This is a genomic window from Nostoc sp. UCD121, from assembly GCF_014222285.1.
Taxonomy (GTDB): Bacteria; Cyanobacteriota; Cyanobacteriia; order Cyanobacteriales; family Nostocaceae; genus Nostoc.
Genome location: NZ_JACKZS010000060.1, coordinates 1 through 19533, shown reverse-complemented (window position 1 = coordinate 19533; position 19533 = coordinate 1). Strand labels below are relative to the sequence as shown.

16 protein-coding genes are annotated in these 19533 nt (G+C 41.6%); 9 read left to right on the top strand and 7 right to left on the bottom strand.

The window, feature by feature from the left end:
* Window positions 1–12: 12 nt before the first annotated feature.
* Entirely contained in the window at window positions 13–1143 is a 1131-nt protein-coding gene (locus GNF10_RS15020; RefSeq protein WP_185581632.1) for a quinone-dependent dihydroorotate dehydrogenase, read from the bottom strand.
* A 109-nt stretch (window positions 1144–1252) separates the two neighbouring features.
* On the opposite strand from GNF10_RS15020, the gene GNF10_RS15015 reads away from it, so the two are divergent.
* From GNF10_RS15015 to GNF10_RS15000, 4 genes are all read left to right on the top strand, one after another.
* Window positions 1253–1678 carry an N-acetyltransferase gene (locus GNF10_RS15015; protein ID WP_185581633.1) on the top strand — a complete coding sequence of 142 codons (426 nt, stop codon included), beginning with the start codon at window positions 1253–1255 and terminating at the stop codon, window positions 1676–1678.
* 216 nt (window positions 1679–1894) lie between these two features.
* Window positions 1895–4816, top strand: coding sequence for a GAF domain-containing protein (locus tag GNF10_RS15010; RefSeq protein WP_185581634.1), 2922 nt, complete (start codon window positions 1895–1897; stop codon window positions 4814–4816).
* A 181-nt stretch (window positions 4817–4997) separates the two neighbouring features.
* Window positions 4998–5192, top strand: a complete 195-nt coding sequence (locus tag GNF10_RS15005; RefSeq protein WP_012407669.1) for a DUF2256 domain-containing protein — start codon at window positions 4998–5000, stop codon at window positions 5190–5192.
* Window positions 5192–6145 (top strand): isoaspartyl peptidase/L-asparaginase, encoded by a 954-nt coding sequence (locus GNF10_RS15000; RefSeq protein ID WP_185581635.1) that lies wholly within the window; start codon window positions 5192–5194, stop codon window positions 6143–6145. Before GNF10_RS15005 ends, GNF10_RS15000 begins: the two co-directional genes overlap by 1 nt.
* Here GNF10_RS15000 and GNF10_RS14995 read toward each other — a convergent pair.
* The 4 genes from GNF10_RS14995 to GNF10_RS14980 form a co-directional block, all read right to left on the bottom strand.
* Window positions 6136–6558 (bottom strand): DUF29 family protein, encoded by a 423-nt coding sequence (locus tag GNF10_RS14995; RefSeq protein WP_185581636.1) that lies wholly within the window; start codon window positions 6556–6558, stop codon window positions 6136–6138. The genes GNF10_RS15000 and GNF10_RS14995 overlap by 10 nt on opposite strands.
* Window positions 6559–6669: 111 nt before the next feature.
* The gene (glmU, locus tag GNF10_RS14990) at window positions 6670–8049 is read right to left on the bottom strand and encodes a bifunctional UDP-N-acetylglucosamine diphosphorylase/glucosamine-1-phosphate N-acetyltransferase GlmU (RefSeq protein WP_185581637.1); all 1380 of its coding nucleotides are present in this window, start codon (window positions 8047–8049) and stop codon (window positions 6670–6672) included.
* 153 nt (window positions 8050–8202) lie between these two features.
* The gene (locus GNF10_RS14985; RefSeq protein WP_185581638.1) at window positions 8203–9432 is read right to left on the bottom strand and encodes a two-component system response regulator; all 1230 of its coding nucleotides are present in this window, start codon (window positions 9430–9432) and stop codon (window positions 8203–8205) included.
* A 717-nt stretch (window positions 9433–10149) separates the two neighbouring features.
* The gene (locus GNF10_RS14980) at window positions 10150–11073 is read right to left on the bottom strand and encodes a tRNA (5-methylaminomethyl-2-thiouridine)(34)-methyltransferase MnmD (protein ID WP_185581150.1); all 924 of its coding nucleotides are present in this window, start codon (window positions 11071–11073) and stop codon (window positions 10150–10152) included.
* 26 nt (window positions 11074–11099) lie between these two features.
* Between GNF10_RS14980 and GNF10_RS14975 the strand changes: the two genes are divergently transcribed.
* Window positions 11100–11921 carry a sulfurtransferase gene (locus GNF10_RS14975; protein WP_185581149.1) on the top strand — a complete coding sequence of 274 codons (822 nt, stop codon included), beginning with the start codon at window positions 11100–11102 and terminating at the stop codon, window positions 11919–11921.
* A gap of 61 nt (window positions 11922–11982) precedes the next feature.
* On the opposite strand, the gene GNF10_RS14970 is transcribed toward GNF10_RS14975, so the two are convergent.
* Window positions 11983–13284, bottom strand: coding sequence for a hypothetical protein (locus GNF10_RS14970; RefSeq protein ID WP_185581148.1), 1302 nt, complete (start codon window positions 13282–13284; stop codon window positions 11983–11985).
* Window positions 13285–13826: 542 nt separating this feature from the next.
* Between GNF10_RS14970 and GNF10_RS14965 the strand changes: the two genes are divergently transcribed.
* From GNF10_RS14965 to GNF10_RS14950, 4 genes are all read left to right on the top strand, one after another.
* On the top strand, window positions 13827–14987 hold the full coding sequence (locus tag GNF10_RS14965) for a FecR family protein (RefSeq protein ID WP_185607176.1): 1161 nt from the start codon (window positions 13827–13829) through the stop codon (window positions 14985–14987).
* A 335-nt stretch (window positions 14988–15322) separates the two neighbouring features.
* Entirely contained in the window at window positions 15323–16699 is a 1377-nt protein-coding gene (gor, locus tag GNF10_RS14960; protein WP_185580667.1) for a glutathione-disulfide reductase, read from the top strand.
* Between the two features lie 105 nt (window positions 16700–16804).
* Window positions 16805–17440 (top strand): YqiA/YcfP family alpha/beta fold hydrolase, encoded by a 636-nt coding sequence (locus GNF10_RS14955; protein ID WP_185580668.1) that lies wholly within the window; start codon window positions 16805–16807, stop codon window positions 17438–17440.
* Window positions 17441–17553: 113 nt separating this feature from the next.
* A complete protein-coding gene (locus GNF10_RS14950) occupies window positions 17554–18699 on the top strand; it encodes a histidinol-phosphate transaminase (RefSeq protein WP_185580670.1) in 1146 nt (381 codons plus the stop codon).
* A gap of 8 nt (window positions 18700–18707) precedes the next feature.
* On the opposite strand, the gene GNF10_RS14945 is transcribed toward GNF10_RS14950, so the two are convergent.
* Window positions 18708–19262 carry a hypothetical protein gene (locus GNF10_RS14945; protein WP_114084552.1) on the bottom strand — a complete coding sequence of 185 codons (555 nt, stop codon included), beginning with the start codon at window positions 19260–19262 and terminating at the stop codon, window positions 18708–18710.
* Window positions 19263–19533: the final 271 nt, after the last annotated feature.

Below are 19533 nucleotides of genomic sequence, written 5' to 3'. Positions count from 1 at the left end.
AACTTTAAAGGTTTACTTTTTACTTTTTACTTCTAAACCCACAGCTTCTTCGATGGAATTTAATCCGTTTTGTTCTAGCTTGGAAAGTAAACCTGCCAGAATCCGGCGTACCATCAGTGGGCCTTCGTAAATCCAGCCCGTATAAACCTGGATCAAGCTAGCACCAGCAGTAATTTTTTCCCAAGCATCCTCTGGGGAAAAAATGCCACCAACGCCAATAATTGGGATTTCTCCTTGGGTTTGCTGCCAAATAAAACGAATTACCTCAGTGGAGCGATCGCGCAATGGTTCACCACTAATTCCGCCAGCTTCTTCTTGAGGTGATTTGCCAGTTTGGTTAATCACCTGGGTTTTCAGTCCATCACGGCGGATGGTGGTATTGGTGGCGATAATTCCCGCCAATTCGTAGGTTTTAGCCAAAGAAATAATGTCAGCGATCGCTTCCCATTCTAAATCTGGTGCTATCTTGACAAAAATTGGTTTATATGCAGTATTTTCTTGTTGTAATAAATTCAAGATGGCACTGAGCATAGAAGCATCTTGGAGCGATCGCAACCCCGGCGTATTCGGGGAAGAGACATTAACAACAAAATAATCTCCCAAATCCTTGAGTAGGCGAAAACTATCGAGATAATCTTGTGCGGCTTCTTCTAGGGGAGTTACCTTAGATTTACCCAAATTTATCCCTATGGGTATTAAGTTGGTAGACTCCTGTTTTTCCTGTGCCAAACGGACCGCCATTGCTGCTGCACCGAGATTGTTAAAGCCCATCCGATTGAGAGCAGCTTTATCCAAGGGCAAACGAAACAAACGGGGACGCGGATTTCCTGGTTGTGCGTGAAAAGTTACAGTTCCTAGTTCTGCAAAGCCAAAACCCAAATTAGACCAAATACCAGCAGCGACTCCATCCTTGTCAAACCCAGCTGCTAATCCTACGGGATTTGGGAAGTTTAGCCCAAACAAATTTTGTTCTAGGCGTGAATCGTACAGACATAAAGATTTGTGTAAGCGTTGGTTTGCCCAACTAGCAGGGGTTTGTGATAACCAGCTAAAACTGCGAATCGTCTGCTGGTGTAACCATTCCGGGTCTGTTTTTACCACATTGAACAAAAGCGGACTAATTGCAAATTTATAAATATCCATTAGCTTTTATAAAGAAAAACTCAGAAGTCATAAGTCAGAACTCACTCTGTAATTCTGTACAAGTGGGTAATAAGTATTGGTCAAAACCTTACCCAGAAGTAAAATTAGGATGATTACAGTTCAGGTAGAACAGGAAGTAACTCAGCAGGATCGGATGACCGTCATCCAAATGATTCGCCAGTTCAATCAACATTTTTTTACGTCGTCTGAGTGGCAACCTGTAGCAGTTTTTGCACGAGATGAATCAGGCTTGATTGTTGGTGGGGTGCTGGGTGAAATCGGTTGCGATTGGCTTTATATAAGAGTCCTAGTTGTTCAAGAAGACTTACGCGGCAAAGGGATTGGAAGCAATATCCTAAAAATTGCTGAAAAAGAAGGTCAAAAGCAAAACTGTGTAGGGGTTCATCTTGAGACATTAGAGTTTCAAGCTAAGGAATTTTATGAATCTCAAGGCTACACTGTATTTGCTTTTCAAGAAAACTACCCGATTGGGCATAAAAGATACTTCATGCAAAAGTTATTTAATCTGAGTTAAACATTCAGGAAGCAGAAAGCAGCTATTTTAAGTTGTATAGTTCAAATCGCTAGAGAGAGGCAAAGATGCAAAGACACGGAAATGAAATTTGAATGACAATTAGCTTAACCGCCTATTAAGCAGTTCAGGTTCAATATTAAACACTTGTGGCAATATTACTCAGGGTGGTTTTCTGGGCATCTTATATATTACAAGTTATGTTAACCAATAAATCAGATGGGGCAGCCGCAAAAACCTATAGCCGCCGAACAGCAGATCCTCTCTTTGGGGCGCGTCCTCCAGAGCCTCAGAGAAGAAGATGATGTTGACGTTCTGATTGAAACTACTATTTCTTATCTTAAAGAACAGTTTGACTACAAACTGATTTGGATTGCTCTTTACGATCGCCTGAATCACATATTATTCGGCAAAGGCGGTATTACGCCGGATCGTGACACGAGCTTTTTATACCAAAAAGTTGTTCTCAGTCCTGGGGATTTATTAGAGCAAGTGGTGATTGAACAGCATCCCTTGGGCATAGCTGATTTACAAACTGAGATCCGCGCCGCCGAATGGCGCAAAATCGCTGAGAAATTGCAGATCCAAGGAACGATTCTTTTACCAATTCGCTATAAAGACCGTTGCTTAGGTTTGCTGTTACTGGGTTCAGAACGTTGGGGCTATCTACTGACAGGGGAAGCAAAAGCACGTTTGATGATGGTTTTAGGTGAATTGGGGGCATTGCTTTATCAACAGGAGATACATAAGCAGCAAAAACAAACCAAGCGAACCGATGAGCCATTATTAGAATTGCTTGAAAATTTACGCACCCTCAATAACCTTAATCAAAGACTAGAAGCAGGGGTACAAGCAACTCATAAATTTATTTCTCCTAGCCGGACAAATGTTTACTGGTTTGAGCGAGAAGGACGCTACTTTTGGTGTCGGATGAGCAATCAGCTTGTCAAAATCGATCGCAATTCCAGCACTCAGCAAGCGGCGGGAATGACTGTACAAGACTTGAGTGACTTTTATTATGCTTTGGCAGTGAACCAAATTGTTTCAATTGGTGATGCACGCAGTTCTTTGAAAAGCCATTTTACGGCAAAATTACTGCAAAAGCTGAAAGTGCGATCGCTCCTAGCCGCTCCGATCATCTGGCAAAAGAACTTGCTCGGTTTTCTGGCGGTGGAAAGCAATGAACCTCGAATCTGGACGGAGGCAGACAAAAATTTTGTTCAGGGTGTGGCTGGTTTAATCTCCCTGATTGCCCCTAACGAAAATATGGAAAGCACTATTAAACAGATTCAAGAAGATGCCCAACTGACCAGTCAAGTTGCCCAAGGTATCTATAGCGAACATGAACTTCAGGAAACTTTACACAGCTGTGCTAAAAAAGTTTTAGCTCGACTAACAGCCACGCGTTTTTTGCTGTTGCAGTACGATCCTGAACAGAATAATTATCAATTTATTTACCAAAGTCAGCCTCAAAATCGCCGACCATTGACATTTAGCTTGAATACTCTCAAAGAGTTAGATGGACAGCTTTTGCAACGTTCAACGGAAGCGGTGGAGATTGAGAATTTAGATGAAGATTTACGCTTTTTTAACTGGCGGCCCTCTTTACTAGAAAGTGGAGTGCGATCGCTACTTATTTGTAAATGCACTAACGGTCATATCCCAGCAGCACTTTTAGTCATCACTCACGAAACCTATCGTTCTTGGACAACTCTCGAAAAAGAGTTACTGTGGGCTGTTAGTCAACAGATAGGTGTGATTGTTCGTCAGTGGCAATTACACAACCGCACTACCCAGCAGCAAAAAACTTCCCAGGCGTTTGAGCAATGCTTAAATATCTTGACACAAACCCAGAACAGCAAAGTCGAGGTCAATAAAAAGCATTTAGAACATACAGCACTCGAACAAATAGCATCAATTCTGGGTTGTCCCCTGGCGTTACTGCTATCTTGGTCGCCCGGTGAAAATTTGGCAGAAATTATTCCTGGAGTAATTGAAAATAGTCAATTTGGGATTTTTTCCGATGCCTCTATTCCTATCCAGTCTGAAGCCTTAATTCAGTGGGCACTGGTTACGGAGAACTACCTGACTTTGAAGGTGGATAATTTACCCTCGGAAACTCGAAAATGGTTGAATACTCCAGATAAAGGTCAAATTTTGGTGATGGCATTACGTACTAATGCTGATTATGAAATCACAGGTGTAGTATTGTTAGCAGACTATCAAGAGCGTCGCTGGTCACAACAAAACCTGAATGCGATCGCAACTCTGATTTCTCAATTAGCTTGGTGGCGTCGTCAAAAGCAAATTAACCGACTTTTAGAATCCACAACAGAGGAATTACGACAACTCAACTGGTACAAACATCGTCGTTTAGAAGAAATCCAAAGAATAACAGCACTATCCCTGAAACAAATACATGATTTGGGTATTCCTGCTAATGAACTGACTCAGATGCGCTACCAGCTATTGCTCAGACAATTAGACCACACAGCCACTTCTATGAGTGGAATGCTAAAACTTGAGAACTGGCAGCTACATATCAGTTGGGAAACTATGCCCATAGCCAGTTTACTCAAGCGATCGCTCGAACGCATCGACAATTTACTCAAACAACAAAAGCTGTGGATTGGTGTACATGGCTTGGGACAAACAATTGAGGAGCAAGAATCAGCAAAGAATTCTCCATTAGCCAGAGGCGTTCCTACTTCCAGCCCTCAATCTGCAATGGCGATCGCTGGTGATATTGTCAAAATTGAATTAGTTATCCATGAATTATTAGTTACAGCCTGTAACCGTTCTCCAATTGGTGGCAGAATTGACATCTGGTGTCGCCGTTTAGATGCGTCAAAACCCTCGGAGGCAAAGTATTCTTCTACAAGTGGAGGGGGTGAACAGACATCGCTGGAACTGTCGATTACATACAACGGTGCGATCGAACCACAGCTACTAACAGAACTACATGATAATACACCCAAAGATGTGCTTGCTCCCACCAACCTCGACCAACCCCCAGCTTTACATCTGCTAATCTGCCAAAACCTCATGCAGGAGTTGGGAGGAGAGTTGAATTTTTATCAATTACCAGATAATCGGGTAGTTAGCCGTTTGCTGTTGCCGTTAGTTGGTCATGATTCTTAACTTAAAAAACTAACTTGGGAGCCAAAGTAAATTACCTATAATAGTATATACCCAAAAACTATGTCTTGCGATAGATTGACAACACATTTGTTCTCCGAAAGTATTCTCCCTTCATAGCAAACTGGTTATAATTATCTTCCATCTCTCTCAGAAATCCAATTCTCATATAGACAGTATTTATATGGGGCGTGTTCGTTCTAAATCTGACCTACCTACAAAAATTTGTCCGGTATGTCAACGTCCTTTTACATGGCGTAAAAAGTGGCAAGATTGCTGGGACGATGTGAAATACTGCTCAGAACGTTGTCGTCGTCGCCGTTCTGAAGCTCAAAATGAAACTAATCGCAACACAGACGCAAATAGCGCAGGGGATTAATGGAGTTACAGGTGCAACCTAAATTAATTATTCATGGGGGAGCTGGTAGTTCTCTCCACGGTAAAGGCGGATTAGAGGCCGTGCGCCGATCGCTCCATACAGTAATAGAGGAAGTCTATTCTCTGCTATTGTCAGGAGCAACTGCTTCTGAGGCGGTGGTGCAGGGTTGCCAAATGCTCGAAGATAACCCCCGCTTTAATGCTGGTACTGGTTCAGTACTACAATCTGATGGTCAAATCCGTATGAGTGCTTCCCTAATGGATGGGGCATTAGGGCGGTTTAGTGGTGTAATTAATATTTCGCGGGTGAAAAATCCCATTGAGTTAGCACAATTTTTACAAAACTCGCCAGACCGAGTGCTATCAGATTTCGGATCGGCTGAGTTGGCGCGAGAAATGCAACTTCCCAGCTATAACGCTTTAACTGATTTGCGATTACAAGAGTGGATGCAAGAGCGCCAGGATAATTTTAAAAGCACAATGGCTGGCGTGGTAGCAGAACCCGAACTGCTAGAAACCAGCAATGCTGGACGCGGAACCATCGGCGTAGTAGCTTTAGATGTCTCTGGTAAGCTAGCTGCTGGCACTTCTACTGGTGGTAAGGGATTTGAGCGGATTGGAAGAGTAAGTGATTCTGCGATGCCAGCAGGTAATTATGCTACTAATAATGCTGGTGTTAGCTGTACTGGCATTGGGGAAGATATCATCGATGAGTGTTTAGCTCCCCGGATTGTAGTACGTGTCACTGATGGGATGTCCCTGAAGGAAGCTATGCAGCGTTCCTTTGGAGAAGCACACCAGAATAAACGGGATTTGGGAGCGATCGCTTTAGATGGCAATGGAGCGATCGCTTGGGGTAAAACTAGCGAAATCTTACTCGCTGCCTACCACGATGGCGAAAAAATTGGTGACACTTTGGAATGGAATGATAGTGAATTGATTGGTTATTGTTGAATAAATTCTAGCGCCTGAGTTAAGATTTCTTCCTGGTCAACCATTGCAGCCAATTCTTGGGCTTCATAACGTCCTTCAAAAGCTTCTAGCGCCGCTCTTTTCAGTGCCACTTGATATCCTTGTTGCAGAATATCGATTAATTCTGCTTGATTCAAGTAATAACCACCGGATTTGCGGCGCTTGTTTATTTTGTTGATTTCCCGCACTGTATTTTCTATCGAAACATCCCAAGAGCGAGTAGAACGTTTTTCAGCCTTTTGTTTAATTAAATGGATGAGCAGAATTACTCCATAACTATCAATTTTATTGATTTTGTCACCGAGGCTCATCTCTTCTAACTCATCCACCAATAGCAACGCCTCATGGATTTTGCCTTGTTCTAGAAATTGCCTAAGTTCTAGCAGTTCTTCCATGTTATTTTTTGAGATTTTGGCTTCACTACTAATCTAGCTAGATTAGACATCTTGCAAAAATCCTGGTTTATGCTCTCAAACCATAGATCAACCGCGATTAATATCAATGAATTATTTATGTTGATCTTTGGTTTCATTTTCAACACTTTTCCTTTGCCAAGCTGGTTTTACTACCTGACGACTACGGGCAATCACCAGAGAATCATTAGGCACATCTTCTGTAACGGTAGAACCAGCTGCAATGTAAACATCATCTCCCAAGGTGATTGGAGCAACTAAAACGCTATTGGCTCCAGTTTTCGTGCGATCGCCTATTTTTGTACGGTGTTTCTTCACGCCGTCATAATTGGCAGTAATTGTACCGGCACCAATATTCACCTGATTGCCGACGACGGTATCACCTATATATGACAAATGTGCTGCATTCGTGCGATCGCCTAATTGGGTATTTTTTAATTCCACAAAATTCCCCACACGGCAACCAGCACCGACTTGTACGTGACCGCGCAAATGAGTATAAGGGCCAATTCGGCTTCCTGCCTGCACAGTGCTATCTATTACTACTGAATACTGCACCGTGACATTTTCAGCCAACTGACTATTTTCAATTAAACTTCCCGGCCCAATGTGACTTCCTGTTTTAATTACCGTATTTCCCCGCAGGTGAGTTTGGGGTTCAATAATTACATCTGGCTGTAATTCCACAGTTTCATCAATGGTAATGCTTGCGGGGTCGATGAGGGTGACACCTGCTAGCATCCATTTTTCCTTGACTCGCTTTTGCAAAATCTCGTAGGCTGTTGCCAATTGCAGGCGATCGTTGATGCCGAGAATTTCTTGGTTATCTTCCACATTCACCGCCATCACTTGTCCCACCTGAGTGACGGCATCAGTGAGATAGTATTCTTTTTGGGCATTGTTTGCCTGGAGGTTGGGAAGCACCTTTGCCAAATCTGGCCAACGGAAGCAGTAAACTCCAGCGTTAATCCGCTGATTTTGTCTTTGAGCAGCAGTACAATCTTTGTGTTCGACCATAAGCTGCACAATATTTTCATCGTTACAAAAAACTCGCCCGTAGCCCGTGGGGTCTGGTAGGTGCGAGGTAAGAATGGTGGCAGCATTCTGATTTTGAGCGTGAGTTTGTAACATCTGCTGGAGAGTTTCGCTGCGTATCAACGGTAAATCGCCGTTAAGTATCAGCAAATCCCCTGTGTAATCTTCCAAGTGTGGAAGTAATTGCTGGATGGCATGACCGGTTCCCAGTTGTACAGTCTGTTCGACAAACTCCAAGTTGGGAATTGAATGCATGGCGGTTTGCACTTCTTCGGACTGATACCCGACAATTACGATTCGTCGTGAGGGCGAAAGTGGTTCTACACTTTCGATAACTCTCTCGACTAGCGATCGCCCACCCAAAGAATGTAAAACCTTGGGTAAACGTGATTTCATCCGTGTGCCGCGTCCCGCCGCTAGAATTGCTACAACTACCATAATTAGCTATCAGCTATCAGTGAAATTATGATTAATGCTGTTGGTACTTTAAGATATATGCTCAAATCATACCAAGCTAATCATAGAAGACTGAAATATACAATGAGTCAGGATTATACCAATTTTTGCTCATTAGGGTAGCTACAAATACCCCTATTCCTGACAGCATCGAATAAACTGTGCAAATTGCTGCATTAGTTTGGGATTACGCCAACCAGAATTAGCTTCTTCTAGCATCACTAAAAGTGCTTCTTCTGTGGTGTAAGCTATTTTGTAAGGTCGTTCACTACTTAAAGCATCATAAATATCAATTAATTGAAATACTTGTGCCAGATAGGGAATATCATCCCCCTTGAGTGCATCAGGGTAGCCTGAACCATCCCAGCGTTCGTGGTGATGACGAATAATAGGAATTACACCCCGCATACTGCGTAGTGGCTGGCAAATTTTTTCTCCAATCAAAACGTGCTGCTTCATTACCTCCCAATCTTTGGGGGTGAGTTGGTCTTTTTTCAGTAGCACGGCATCGGGAATACCCACCTTACCGATATCGTGGAGATAACCACCCCACATCAAATCTCGAATTTGGTAGCGTGAGAGGTTGAGGTATTCACCAAAAAGTTGTCCTAGTTTTACCAGGCGTTCACAATGGTTGCCTGTATTAGGATCGCGGCTTTCAATCGACATAGCAATGGAAAATAATACTTGTTCGGCATGGTCTAAATCTTCGTTTAGACGCTTCTGCCGTACCAAGGACTTCACACGTGCCGCCAACTCTACACGATCAAAAGGTTTGGTGAGAAAATCATCTGCCCCAACTTCAATTCCCCGAATGCGCGATCGCCTGTCATTTAATGCTGTAATAAAAATCACTGGGATTAGCCTAGTCTGCTCATCCTGTTTCAGCAATTGGCAAACTTCAAATCCATCCATTCCTGGCATCATCACATCCAGCAAAATCAAATCTGGTTGTTTTTGAGTTACCAATCCTACAACAGTAGAACCTCTGTCTGCCTCAATGACTTCGTATCCTTCCATCCCCAAGAGAGCAACAGCAGTCATCCGACTAGCGGCATGATCGTCAACTACTAAAACCTTCGGCGGATCTAAATCAAACCCATTCACTTTAGAACCTTTGGTTTGTAGTGTTCTAGAGACCAATGAATCATTATCACAATTAATATCAGATTTTATCCAAGAAGATACTGCTTGCCTATCTTCAAGCATCAGGTCTTCCTGAGATAAGCTTAAAGAATAAGCCTCCACATTATTCTGCGATCCTACAACATGATTTGAACCAATACTCTTTACTGTGCTAATGGGGTTGGACTCACTAACAATTTGTTCTGTAAAGCCTGTATGGTTGGATTTCCATTGAATCACAAAGGCACTCCAAGTTTTTGCACAAGTTAACAGTGTCAGATTTGAAAAAGAAATTTAATATCTGAATGTATCTGAGCTAGAGTTTTCATAGGGATTATGCATTATTTCAAGCTGCCTATCTGACTTTTTCGCAGCATGTATATTTTATCTTATGAACAACGAATGTCTTATTGTCAATTTTTTTGCTTCTAATTCCAGTATGATAAATTTTCACAAATCTTAAATCAGGCTTTTCACGGATATTTTTTAAATAAAAATAGCCCCAAAAAGGTACTGTATTTGGTTCCTTTATATCAAAATTAAGGGTTTTTAGTTATAAGTCTTATAGTAATTATTAAATATACATATTTTTACTTACCCAGTTATTGTAATACCTAAAAACTGCCGAGGAAAATGTAAAATTATATACTATCATGAATTAAATTTATTTGGCTCTAAGCTCGACTTTATCCATTTTTTTCGCAATGCGATACTTCTGCGGAGTAGTTGCACGAACGCTATCGTTGAAACCTCTGTCAGACTGTCGTTTTACTTTTTTAAGTTAATCGATAATGTGTGATACAGAAAAAGTATTTGCCAAAAAGCAAAAGTTTTTGTTGGATAAAGAAAACCGAATTATTAATTTTGGATAAAGTCGAGCTTAGAAGATATTTGAAAAATTAAGGGTTGAAGAAATAGTTTGTAATTGCGTAGGCGTAACTATCGTAAATATCGCAACTACAAATTACTTCCCATAAAATCCCTGCCTTGTGTTCCCAATAGCCACCTTTTTTGCCAACGTGAGGTAGGTTCGAGTGAAGAGGCTTGTTGCTCTTGTTGTCGCCGCATCACTATGACTTCGGTTGAATCGCTCAATCCAGGATCGCGATAGGGAATAGCAGCACGGGTTAGTAAATGTTCTTTTTCAACTTGCGAGAGGGGAGTAAATATTGAGCGGTTTTGAGACTCACCACTTGCAAAATGGGCTGCCACAGTACCAGGCGATCGCCTGCCCATCGGTGGGGTAGAAGCGATCGCTAAACCAGCAGACAAAAGTGCTGTGCGTACAGCAGCAGAACAAGAATAGGTGGCTAATAAACCATCTTGATGTAGACACAATGAGAGTTGTTTAATAAATTCAACAGTCCATAATTGGGGACACTGTGGTGGTGAAAAGGGATCGAGGAAAATTGCATCTGCCGAGAAATCCGACTGATGTACTAGCGCGATCGTAGTTCTAGCATCACCAATTAGTAGCTTTGCTTTCAGGCGATCTGTTTGCACTTGATACTCAAAAGCTAGCTGGGACAAGATTTCAATATAGTTACAATTCCAATTGTCGAACAAGTGATGAGCGATCGCACCTTGTGGCACTGCCGGATTCAGTTCTAAACCGATTACTTCAACAAAACAACTGGGATTCACTGCCCAAATTGTCTGTAAAGCAGCAGCTGTGTTGTATCCTAGACCATAACAAATATCCAATAGTCGCAAAACTGGTTTTTGAGCAACTGTAGCCAGTTGAGTAGGTTCCACAAACTTGAAAAAACTCTCCTGCTTCGCTCCATAATGACTGTGAAAGGATTCACCAAACTCTTCAGAGACAAAGGTGAAAGAACCATCTGCTGTGAGCTTAGGTGTAAAATTTTCTAAGTCTGACATCTTACAACAAAACTGAATAATGACCAATGCCCAATAACCAATTTGTTATTTCACCAGCTTGGCTATTTGAACATCTAGAAGATCCGCAAGTTGTTATTGTTGATTGTCGCTTTTCTTTAGCCGATCCACAACTAGGACAACAACAGTACCAAACAAGTCATATTAAAGGGTCACATTACCTAGATTTAAATCAGGATCTTTCCAGTCCAGTGGGTAAGCATGGCGGGAGACATCCTTTACCTGAACCCAATGATATCGCTAACAAATTTGCAGCAATTGGGGTAAATTACCAAAAAACTCTGGTGGTAGCTTATGATGATTCGCGTTTTGCTTTTGCATCTCGTTTATGGTGGCTATTACGCTATCTCGGACATGAGCAAGTTGCGGTACTAGATGGAGGCTTTACTGGATGGCAAAAAGCTGGTTATCCAGTTACGGATGTCGTTCCTCAACCCCAAAAGGGTGAATTTGTAGCTCAAGTACAACCAGAAAAAGTGGTGGATATTAATGTGGTGAAAACCCGGAAAGATAGCCAAGAGGTAGTATTGGTAGATTCGAGAGAAAGCGATCGCTATCGAGGTGAACGAGAGCCAATTGATAAAATTGCCGGACATATTCCTGGTGCAGTCAACTATCCTTGGCAAGATGTTACAGACTCTTCCGGCAACCTACTCCCTCAAGAGGAACAATGCCGTCGGTGGGAACAGCTAGAAACAGCCGAAGAAATCTTGGTTTATTGCGGTTCTGGTGTTACTGCTTGCGTAAATTTGCTTTCTTTAGAATTAGCTGGCATTAACAAAGGTAAACTTTATGCTGGTAGCTGGAGTGATTGGATTTCTTATTTATAGTCATTAGTCATTGGTCATTGGTCATTGTTTTTGACAAAGGACAAAGGACAAAGGACTAATTTCAAAACTGACCTAATTGCAAATTGTAATTAATGGTGAAGAACCAGCCATCAAAATCAATGTTTTCGGCGGTTGAACTGCCTAAACTCATTCCAGCCTGTACATTCATATATGTGGTATCGGATATTCGGTAATTTAAGTGCCCAAATATCCGATGGAATTGGTCTTCTCGATCGCGTTGTGTAAAGTCTGAGAAGTTCACCTGGTAGTCAATACCAACCTGGAGAGGTTCTTGCAAGTAGTAGTTCAGAGATACCCAAAAGGAATTGATTATCCGATCGCGACTTTGGGGGTCAGCAAAATTTATACTTAATTCATAAAAGGTGTCTAGCGTTAATTTTGGAGTTAATGGATCTCGCCGTCCCAAAGATAGTTGTAGGGAATTCTCATTTAAAAAGCGATCGCCTGCTTTGAAGCTATCCAGGCGATCGCTGCTATTAGCATAAAATAGCTGTTGATTGCTCCAACTGAGTTCTCCATACATTCGCTGGGATAGCTGCTGGTAAAGACTGAGATTGAATCTAAGCTGGTTGTAATGGTATTGTGACTGATTTATATAACGAATGAGATTGCCATCTATTGAGCCGTTTAAAAAAGTCTTAGACCCCAAAGGTAAATATGCAGAGGTTAGGGTCAGTCCAGAAATAATTAAACCATCTTCAATAGCATTATCATCTGAGGAAAAAATATTAGTCGTTTGGAAGTAACCGACACGACCCTGTAGATAACCTATGGGTTTAAACTTAGGTACGGCTTGTTCTATCGGTGGAAGAGGAGGCAATTCTAGGGGTCTTAACCTTATCCGTAACCCCAATTCGCGATCGCTATCAGACTCAGGGGATGATTTTGGCGATCGTAAAAGCTCTATTAGCCTCTCTAGTCTTTGAGAATAATTTATATCAGGTGTATTTAATAGTTCCTCTTTTGCATCTGAAGGAGATGTAGGCAAAATACTCGGCTGCGATTCTAGCGGTGGCGGGTCATTTTGCTTTTGAGTATTCCTAAATTCTTCAGTTGGGTCTTGATCTGTTTGTATAGTTTCGGGTGTTTGCTGTGCCAGATTTAACGGCATCTGAGAGTCTAAAGTTTGCGAATCACTTGACTGCTGGCACAAAGAGTTAATTACTCTCTGTTGCAATTTCTGACATAGCTGATCAGTTACCTGTGTACTTGCTAAATTTTTAGAACGCCAAATCTCTGTATTTGCAGATTCTGCCGCATCTACTCTAATGCAACACCAGCTTCCACCACTGGACGCTAACAAGATACAAAAAAACAAATTCTTCCAGTTTTTGAGTCGCATCTGTTAGATTGCGTTGCTCGCATTTGGCCAATGTAGACCCACAAGCTGTATCAGAAGTTCCGACTCAGAATATACAATTGGCTGCATTTATCTTAACCTTGTAAGTATATACTGAAACTACAAACTGATATTGCTGGTTTTCGGATCATCTTAGATTTTTGTGCAAATCTGAGATGATCCGGTAGTATTCATTCTGCCCAATTTTAGTGAAATATCGTCCTAGAGTGACTTCACAACACATTCTTAACAATTTCTTGTTCCTGTAACTGATCTGATTAAAATCGATAATATGTAAGGTATTTCTCATTTAATTATTGATATCAGGTACTAACTTTGAAATTTGTAGCAGACTTTATTGTATATAATGTCAAATTAAGTATAAAAACTTAAAAAAACTAAACACATGATTCATTTTTGTCTATTAAATTTAGACTTAGACTAAAAATAAAGATAATTTTAATAAATAACTCGTTACAACAATTATCAGCAGTTTTAATCTTTAAGTTTTTTGATATTAGTTGAAGTTCCGAAATTATCAAATTATGTTTTATAAATCATTTCCACTATTGGTGATTGGTTTATGGGGAGTTATAGTACTGCCTTTGCCAAATAGGGTAAGTGCCATAACTCCTTTAACACGAGCGGAGATTCAGGATCTCCGCAACATAGTACAACTGATACCCAAAGATAAGCTAAAGAAACGTCCTGCACGTAAATTAGATGCAATGACTCCTGGGGACGGAGTGGCAACTGGTCGAGCTTCCCTAGCAGATTTGCGTTTCAATGATGGCTCCTTGGCAAGAGTTGGAGAACAGGCGTTATTTCAATTTTTGCCGAAGACACGTGACTTTAAACTTTCAAATGGGACTGTGTTGTTACTCATCCCACCAGGACAGGGACAAACACGTATACAAACACCAAATGCAGCAGCAGCAATTCGTGGTTCAGCATTATTTGTACGCTACAACCAACAAACAGACACCACGATTGTGGGTGCGCTAACAAATAGTGGCATTGAAGTTTCTAACAAAGAAGCTTCTGAAACTAAGGTGTTAGAAGCAGGGCAAATGGTGATTATAGTTAAAGGGAAATTTGAAAGATTGTATGATTTTGATCTGAGAAATTTTTATGAAACGAGCCAACTAGTTCGGGAACTTGATTTGAACAGGCAAAGCCCCGTACCTACACCTAATCCTGCAATCAGAAGTGTTCAAGCCGAAACTGCTGCGGCTTTGAAAGCACAGCAACCGATAACAGGTGAGGGAGTAATTGAAAATCCCTCTTTTATACAGCTAAGTCCTACACCCGTAACCTCAACTACAACAAAACCTGAAACCTCAACTACAACAAAACCTGAAACCTCAACTACAACAAAACCTGACACTTCAACTACAACAAAACCTGAAACCTCAACTACAGCAAAACCTAACACTTCAACTACAACAAAACCTGAAACCTCAACTACAACAAGACCTGACACTTTAACTATACCTGTAACCCCAACCCCAACAGAGACAACACCTGTAACCCCAACTCCAACAGAGACAACACCTGTAACCCCAACCCCAACAGAGACAACACCTGTAACCCCAACCCCAACAGAGACAACACCTGTAAACCCAACCCCAACAGAGACAACACCTGTAAACCCAACCCCAACAGAGACAACACCTGTAACCCCAACAGGCTCTCCAAGCACATAAAACAAAACTGCTAATGGGGGTACTAGACTCTCTGCAAACGCGGTTCTTTTTATCATAATTTTGCGTAAGTTCTGTACGACTTAGCTGCTCCAATGCAGTAGCACAGACTTATGACCGACACCTGAGAAAGAACTATGACAAACAAGTTTAGTGACTGACTCTACAGCAACCAAAGCAAAAAGTGATATTCCCTACGACCAGAGAACATCTGCTAACGCTAGATTAAATCAAGAATAGGACTTACACAGGGTTCACCGGATATCCTTATATAGTTCAATGACATTCTGTATGTAAGTTCCCAGTAACTAACTTTTTGCTAGAGAGAACATAAATTTATGACTTTTGATTACGACCTATTTGTAATTGGTGCGGGTTCTGGAGGCTTGGCGGCTTCCAAACGGGCGGCTAGCTATGGGGCAAAAGTAGCGATCGCTGAATATGATTTAGTTGGTGGGACTTGTGTGATTCGCGGTTGCGTTCCCAAAAAACTCATGGTCTATGCTTCTCACTTTCCTGCACTATTTAGTGAAGCTTCTGGCTATGGCTGGAAAATCGGTAATGCTGAGTTGGATTGGGAATATTTCATTACATCTATAGATAAGGAAGTTCGGCGACTATCGCAACTACACATAAACTTTTTAGAAAAAGCTGGTGTAGAACTATTTTCAGGTCGCGCCACATTGCTAGATTCCCACACCGTAGAAGTTTATGGACGCAAAGTCACAGCAGACAAAATTTTAATTGCTGTTGGCGGTCGTCCGATCAAACCAGATTTACCAGGTATGGAATATGGCATTACCTCTAACGAAATTTTTCATCTAAAAGAACAACCAAAACACATCGTCATTCTTGGCGCTGGTTATATCGGCACGGAATTTGCGTGTATTATGCGCGGTTTGGGTTCTGAAGTGACACAAATTACCAGAGGTGACAAGATTTTGAATGGGTTTGATGAAGATGTCCGCACAGAAATTGAAGAGGGAATGACAAACCACGGAATTCGGCTGATTAAGAATAATGTAGTAAAAACAGTTGAACGTGTGGCGGAAGGGTTTAAACTTACCTTATCAGGGGAAGACCAAGAACCAATAATCGCGGACGTGTTTTTAGTGGCAACTGGTCGAACTCCCAATGTAGATGGACTAGGTTTAGAAAACGCTGGGGTTGATGTTGTCGCTAGTTCTATCGAAGGGCCTGGATACCCAACCACAAGTGCGATCGCAGTCAATGAATATAGTCAAACTAATCAACCGAATATCTTTGCCGTTGGCGATGTCACAGACCGAATCAATTTAACTCCCGTCGCCATTGGTGAAGGACGAGCCTTTGCTGATAGTGAGTTTGGCAATAACCGCCGCGAATTCAGTCACGAAACTGTTCCCACAGCTATATTTTCTAACCCAGAAGCCGCAACAGTAGGCTTGACAGAAGCTGAAGCACGGGAAAAACTCGGTGATGCGGTAACAATTTTTCGCACTCGCTTTCGCCCCATGTACTATAGTTTGCCTGGGAAGCAAGAGAAGACAATGATGAAGTTGGTGGTTGATAGCAACACTGACAAAGTGCTAGGCGCTCACATGGTGGGCGATAGTTCAGCCGAGATTATCCAAGGTGTAGCGATCGCTGTGAAGATGGGCGCAACTAAAAAAGACTTTGATGCCACCGTTGGTATCCATCCCTCCTCAGCCGAAGAATTTGTCACAATGCGGTAATAAGAAAGAGTTAGGAGTTAAGAGTTATGAGTTATAAGTTGAATGAAAAAACTCATAACTTAAAATTCTTAACTTATTAGCCCTAACTCCTAACTATTTACAGCTTTGCAATATATATATCTTCACGGTTTCGCTTCCAGTCCTAATTCTGCCAAAGCACGGGATATAGGCGATCGCTTTGCCAAAATTCAAACAAAGCTCAAAATCCCCGATCTCAATGCTGGCGATTTTTCGCAGTTGACAATCACTCGTCAGATCGCTCAAGTTGCCGCAGAATTTAGTAATGATTCTACACCAGTAACCCTGATTGGCTCAAGTTTAGGTGGTTTGACCGCCGTACACTTGGGACAGCAATATTTACAAGTAGAACGCCTTGTGTTGCTAGCACCAGCTTTTGGATTTTTATCCCATTGGTTGCCCAAGCTAGGCCATGAAGAAGTACAGCGTTGGCAGCAAGAAAAATATATCATGGTCTACCACTATGGAGAGGAGCGATCAATTCCTTTCAGTTACGATTTCGTTATAGATGCTGCCCAATACCAAGAAAAATTTTTGCAACGTTCTATTCCCACCCTAATTTTGCATGGAAAAAAGGATGAAGTTATTCCCATCGAAGCTAGTCGTGACTTTGCGCGTTGCCGTTCTTGGGTGGAGTTAGTCGAACTCGACAGTGACCATGCCTTGGGTGATGTTATGGAAGAAATTTGGCAGGCAATTCGTCTCTTTTGCCATTTACCTTGAGGTTATAAAATATTAAACTCTCATATAACTAATGTCCTTAGCCATTTGTCCTTTGTTTAATTACTAACGACAAATGACAAATGACAAATGACCAATGACTAATGACTAAAATTATGCTTCCCTTCATCCGGTCAGATTTAGCCCAATTTACCGCGTATAAACCTCACCCCAGCAGTGATATAGCCGATTCTGTCCCTACACAGTTTGATCGCCTGGATACAAATGAAAGCCCCTACGATTTACCACCTGAGTTAAAAGAGAAGCTAGCCTGGACATATCAGCAAGTAATTGAAACAAATCGTTATCCTGATGGTGGACATGAAACCCTCAAGGATGCGATCGCAGAATACGTCAATGAATCAGCCGCCCTCCCACTATCCAATACTGCTGCCAATATTTCTGTTGGAAATGGCTCTGATGAACTAATCCGCTCTTTATTAATTGCGACTTGTTTAGGAAAAGAAGGTTCAATTCTCGTTGCCAATCCTACTTTCTCTATGTACGGAATTTTGGCACAAACTTTGGGAATTCCTGTCGTAACGGTGGGTAGAAACGAAATAAATTTTGAAATTGACTTAAAAGCCGCACAGTCTGCGATCGAACAAACTCAAAATCCCCCCATTCGCGTAGTTTTCGTAGTACATCCCAATTCGCCGACTGCCAATAGCTTAACAACGGCAGAGTTGGCATGGTTAAGAAGTCTGAGCGAACATATTTTGGTAGTAATTGATGAAGCTTACTTTGAATTCAGCCAAACTACCCTAGTAGGTGAATTAGCGCAGCACCCCAACTGGGTAATATTACGCACTTTTTCTAAAGCTTTCCGATTGGCATCTCTCCGTGTTGGTTATTGCGTTGCTCATCCCGAAGCGATCGCCATTTTAGAAAAAGTTCGCTTACCTTACAATCTCCCCAGCTTTTCCATAGCAGCAGCATTAGTTGCTTTACAAAACCGCACCCTCATACTGGAGTCAATTCCCCAAACCCTGAGTGAACGCTCCAAACTCATCGAAATTTTATCCCAACAACCAGAACTACAAATTACCGCAAGCGCTGCTAATTTTATTTACCTACGCCTTAAACCTAATGGCTTAAATTCACAAGATGCTGTGCTAAAAACTTTCCACCAGAAACTTAGAAAACTCGGCACTCTTGTACGACACATTAGCGGAGGATTGCGAATTACTGTTGGGACAATAGAGGAAAACGCCAGCACGATTACTAGAGTTCAAGCTGTTTTAGCAGATTTGGAATTTTAGCAATTCACTCAATAATTAAATCGGCTATCCATCTCACTGCCCAAACGACGTACTAATCCTACCGTTTGTGGCAGCACACCTACCAAAAGAGCAAAAGCAACATCCGGCAAAAGAGCTACTATTTCTGGTGGAAAGTATTGTTCAAATTGATCGAGAATTTTCTGAACTCGCTGCCCAGGTATTGGGTTTTCTGTAATTTGTTTGATCAATCGAATCCACTGCCGCCTAATCAAGTAAGCCTTCTGGCGTTCTTCATTAGAATCGGGGGTTAATAAAGACAGATTACCTATGGGCAGTGCCCTTTGGCAATCACAGTCGTAATCCCCACCCACAGCAGCCCCAGGCCCAGCAAACTCTGCATGGTAGCGTTTAAAGAGGATTAATCCATTCCGCCTACGACTATTGACGATGAAAACTTCTCCACTGTGTAAACGTGTAAGGATATCCGAGCCTTGCGATTGCTCAGTTCCATCTGGCATGACAACAGAGTCAAGGAAACTAGTTTTAGGGTAATAAGTTGATACCATAGAGATTTGATAGCGTCGATGCTGTTCGCTATCCATGTTTTTTAAACTTTCAACGAATTTGGTAGTAGTATGCACTTCAAAAAGTAACTAGCTTTGATATCAAATCAGATTTTTGAATTCTTTTATTATCAAGAGTCTTTTGGTCAATTTCACTAAGATAGTAATAAATACACATTGCTTAGTAATTGAGTGATCATATTTTATGAGATATAACCAGATTTGTCCCCAAATTTAGAGAGTCTTTTATTAAAGTTTTTATAAAGATGAATATCTTAATTACAAAGTTATTATGAGGGATCGCTTATTT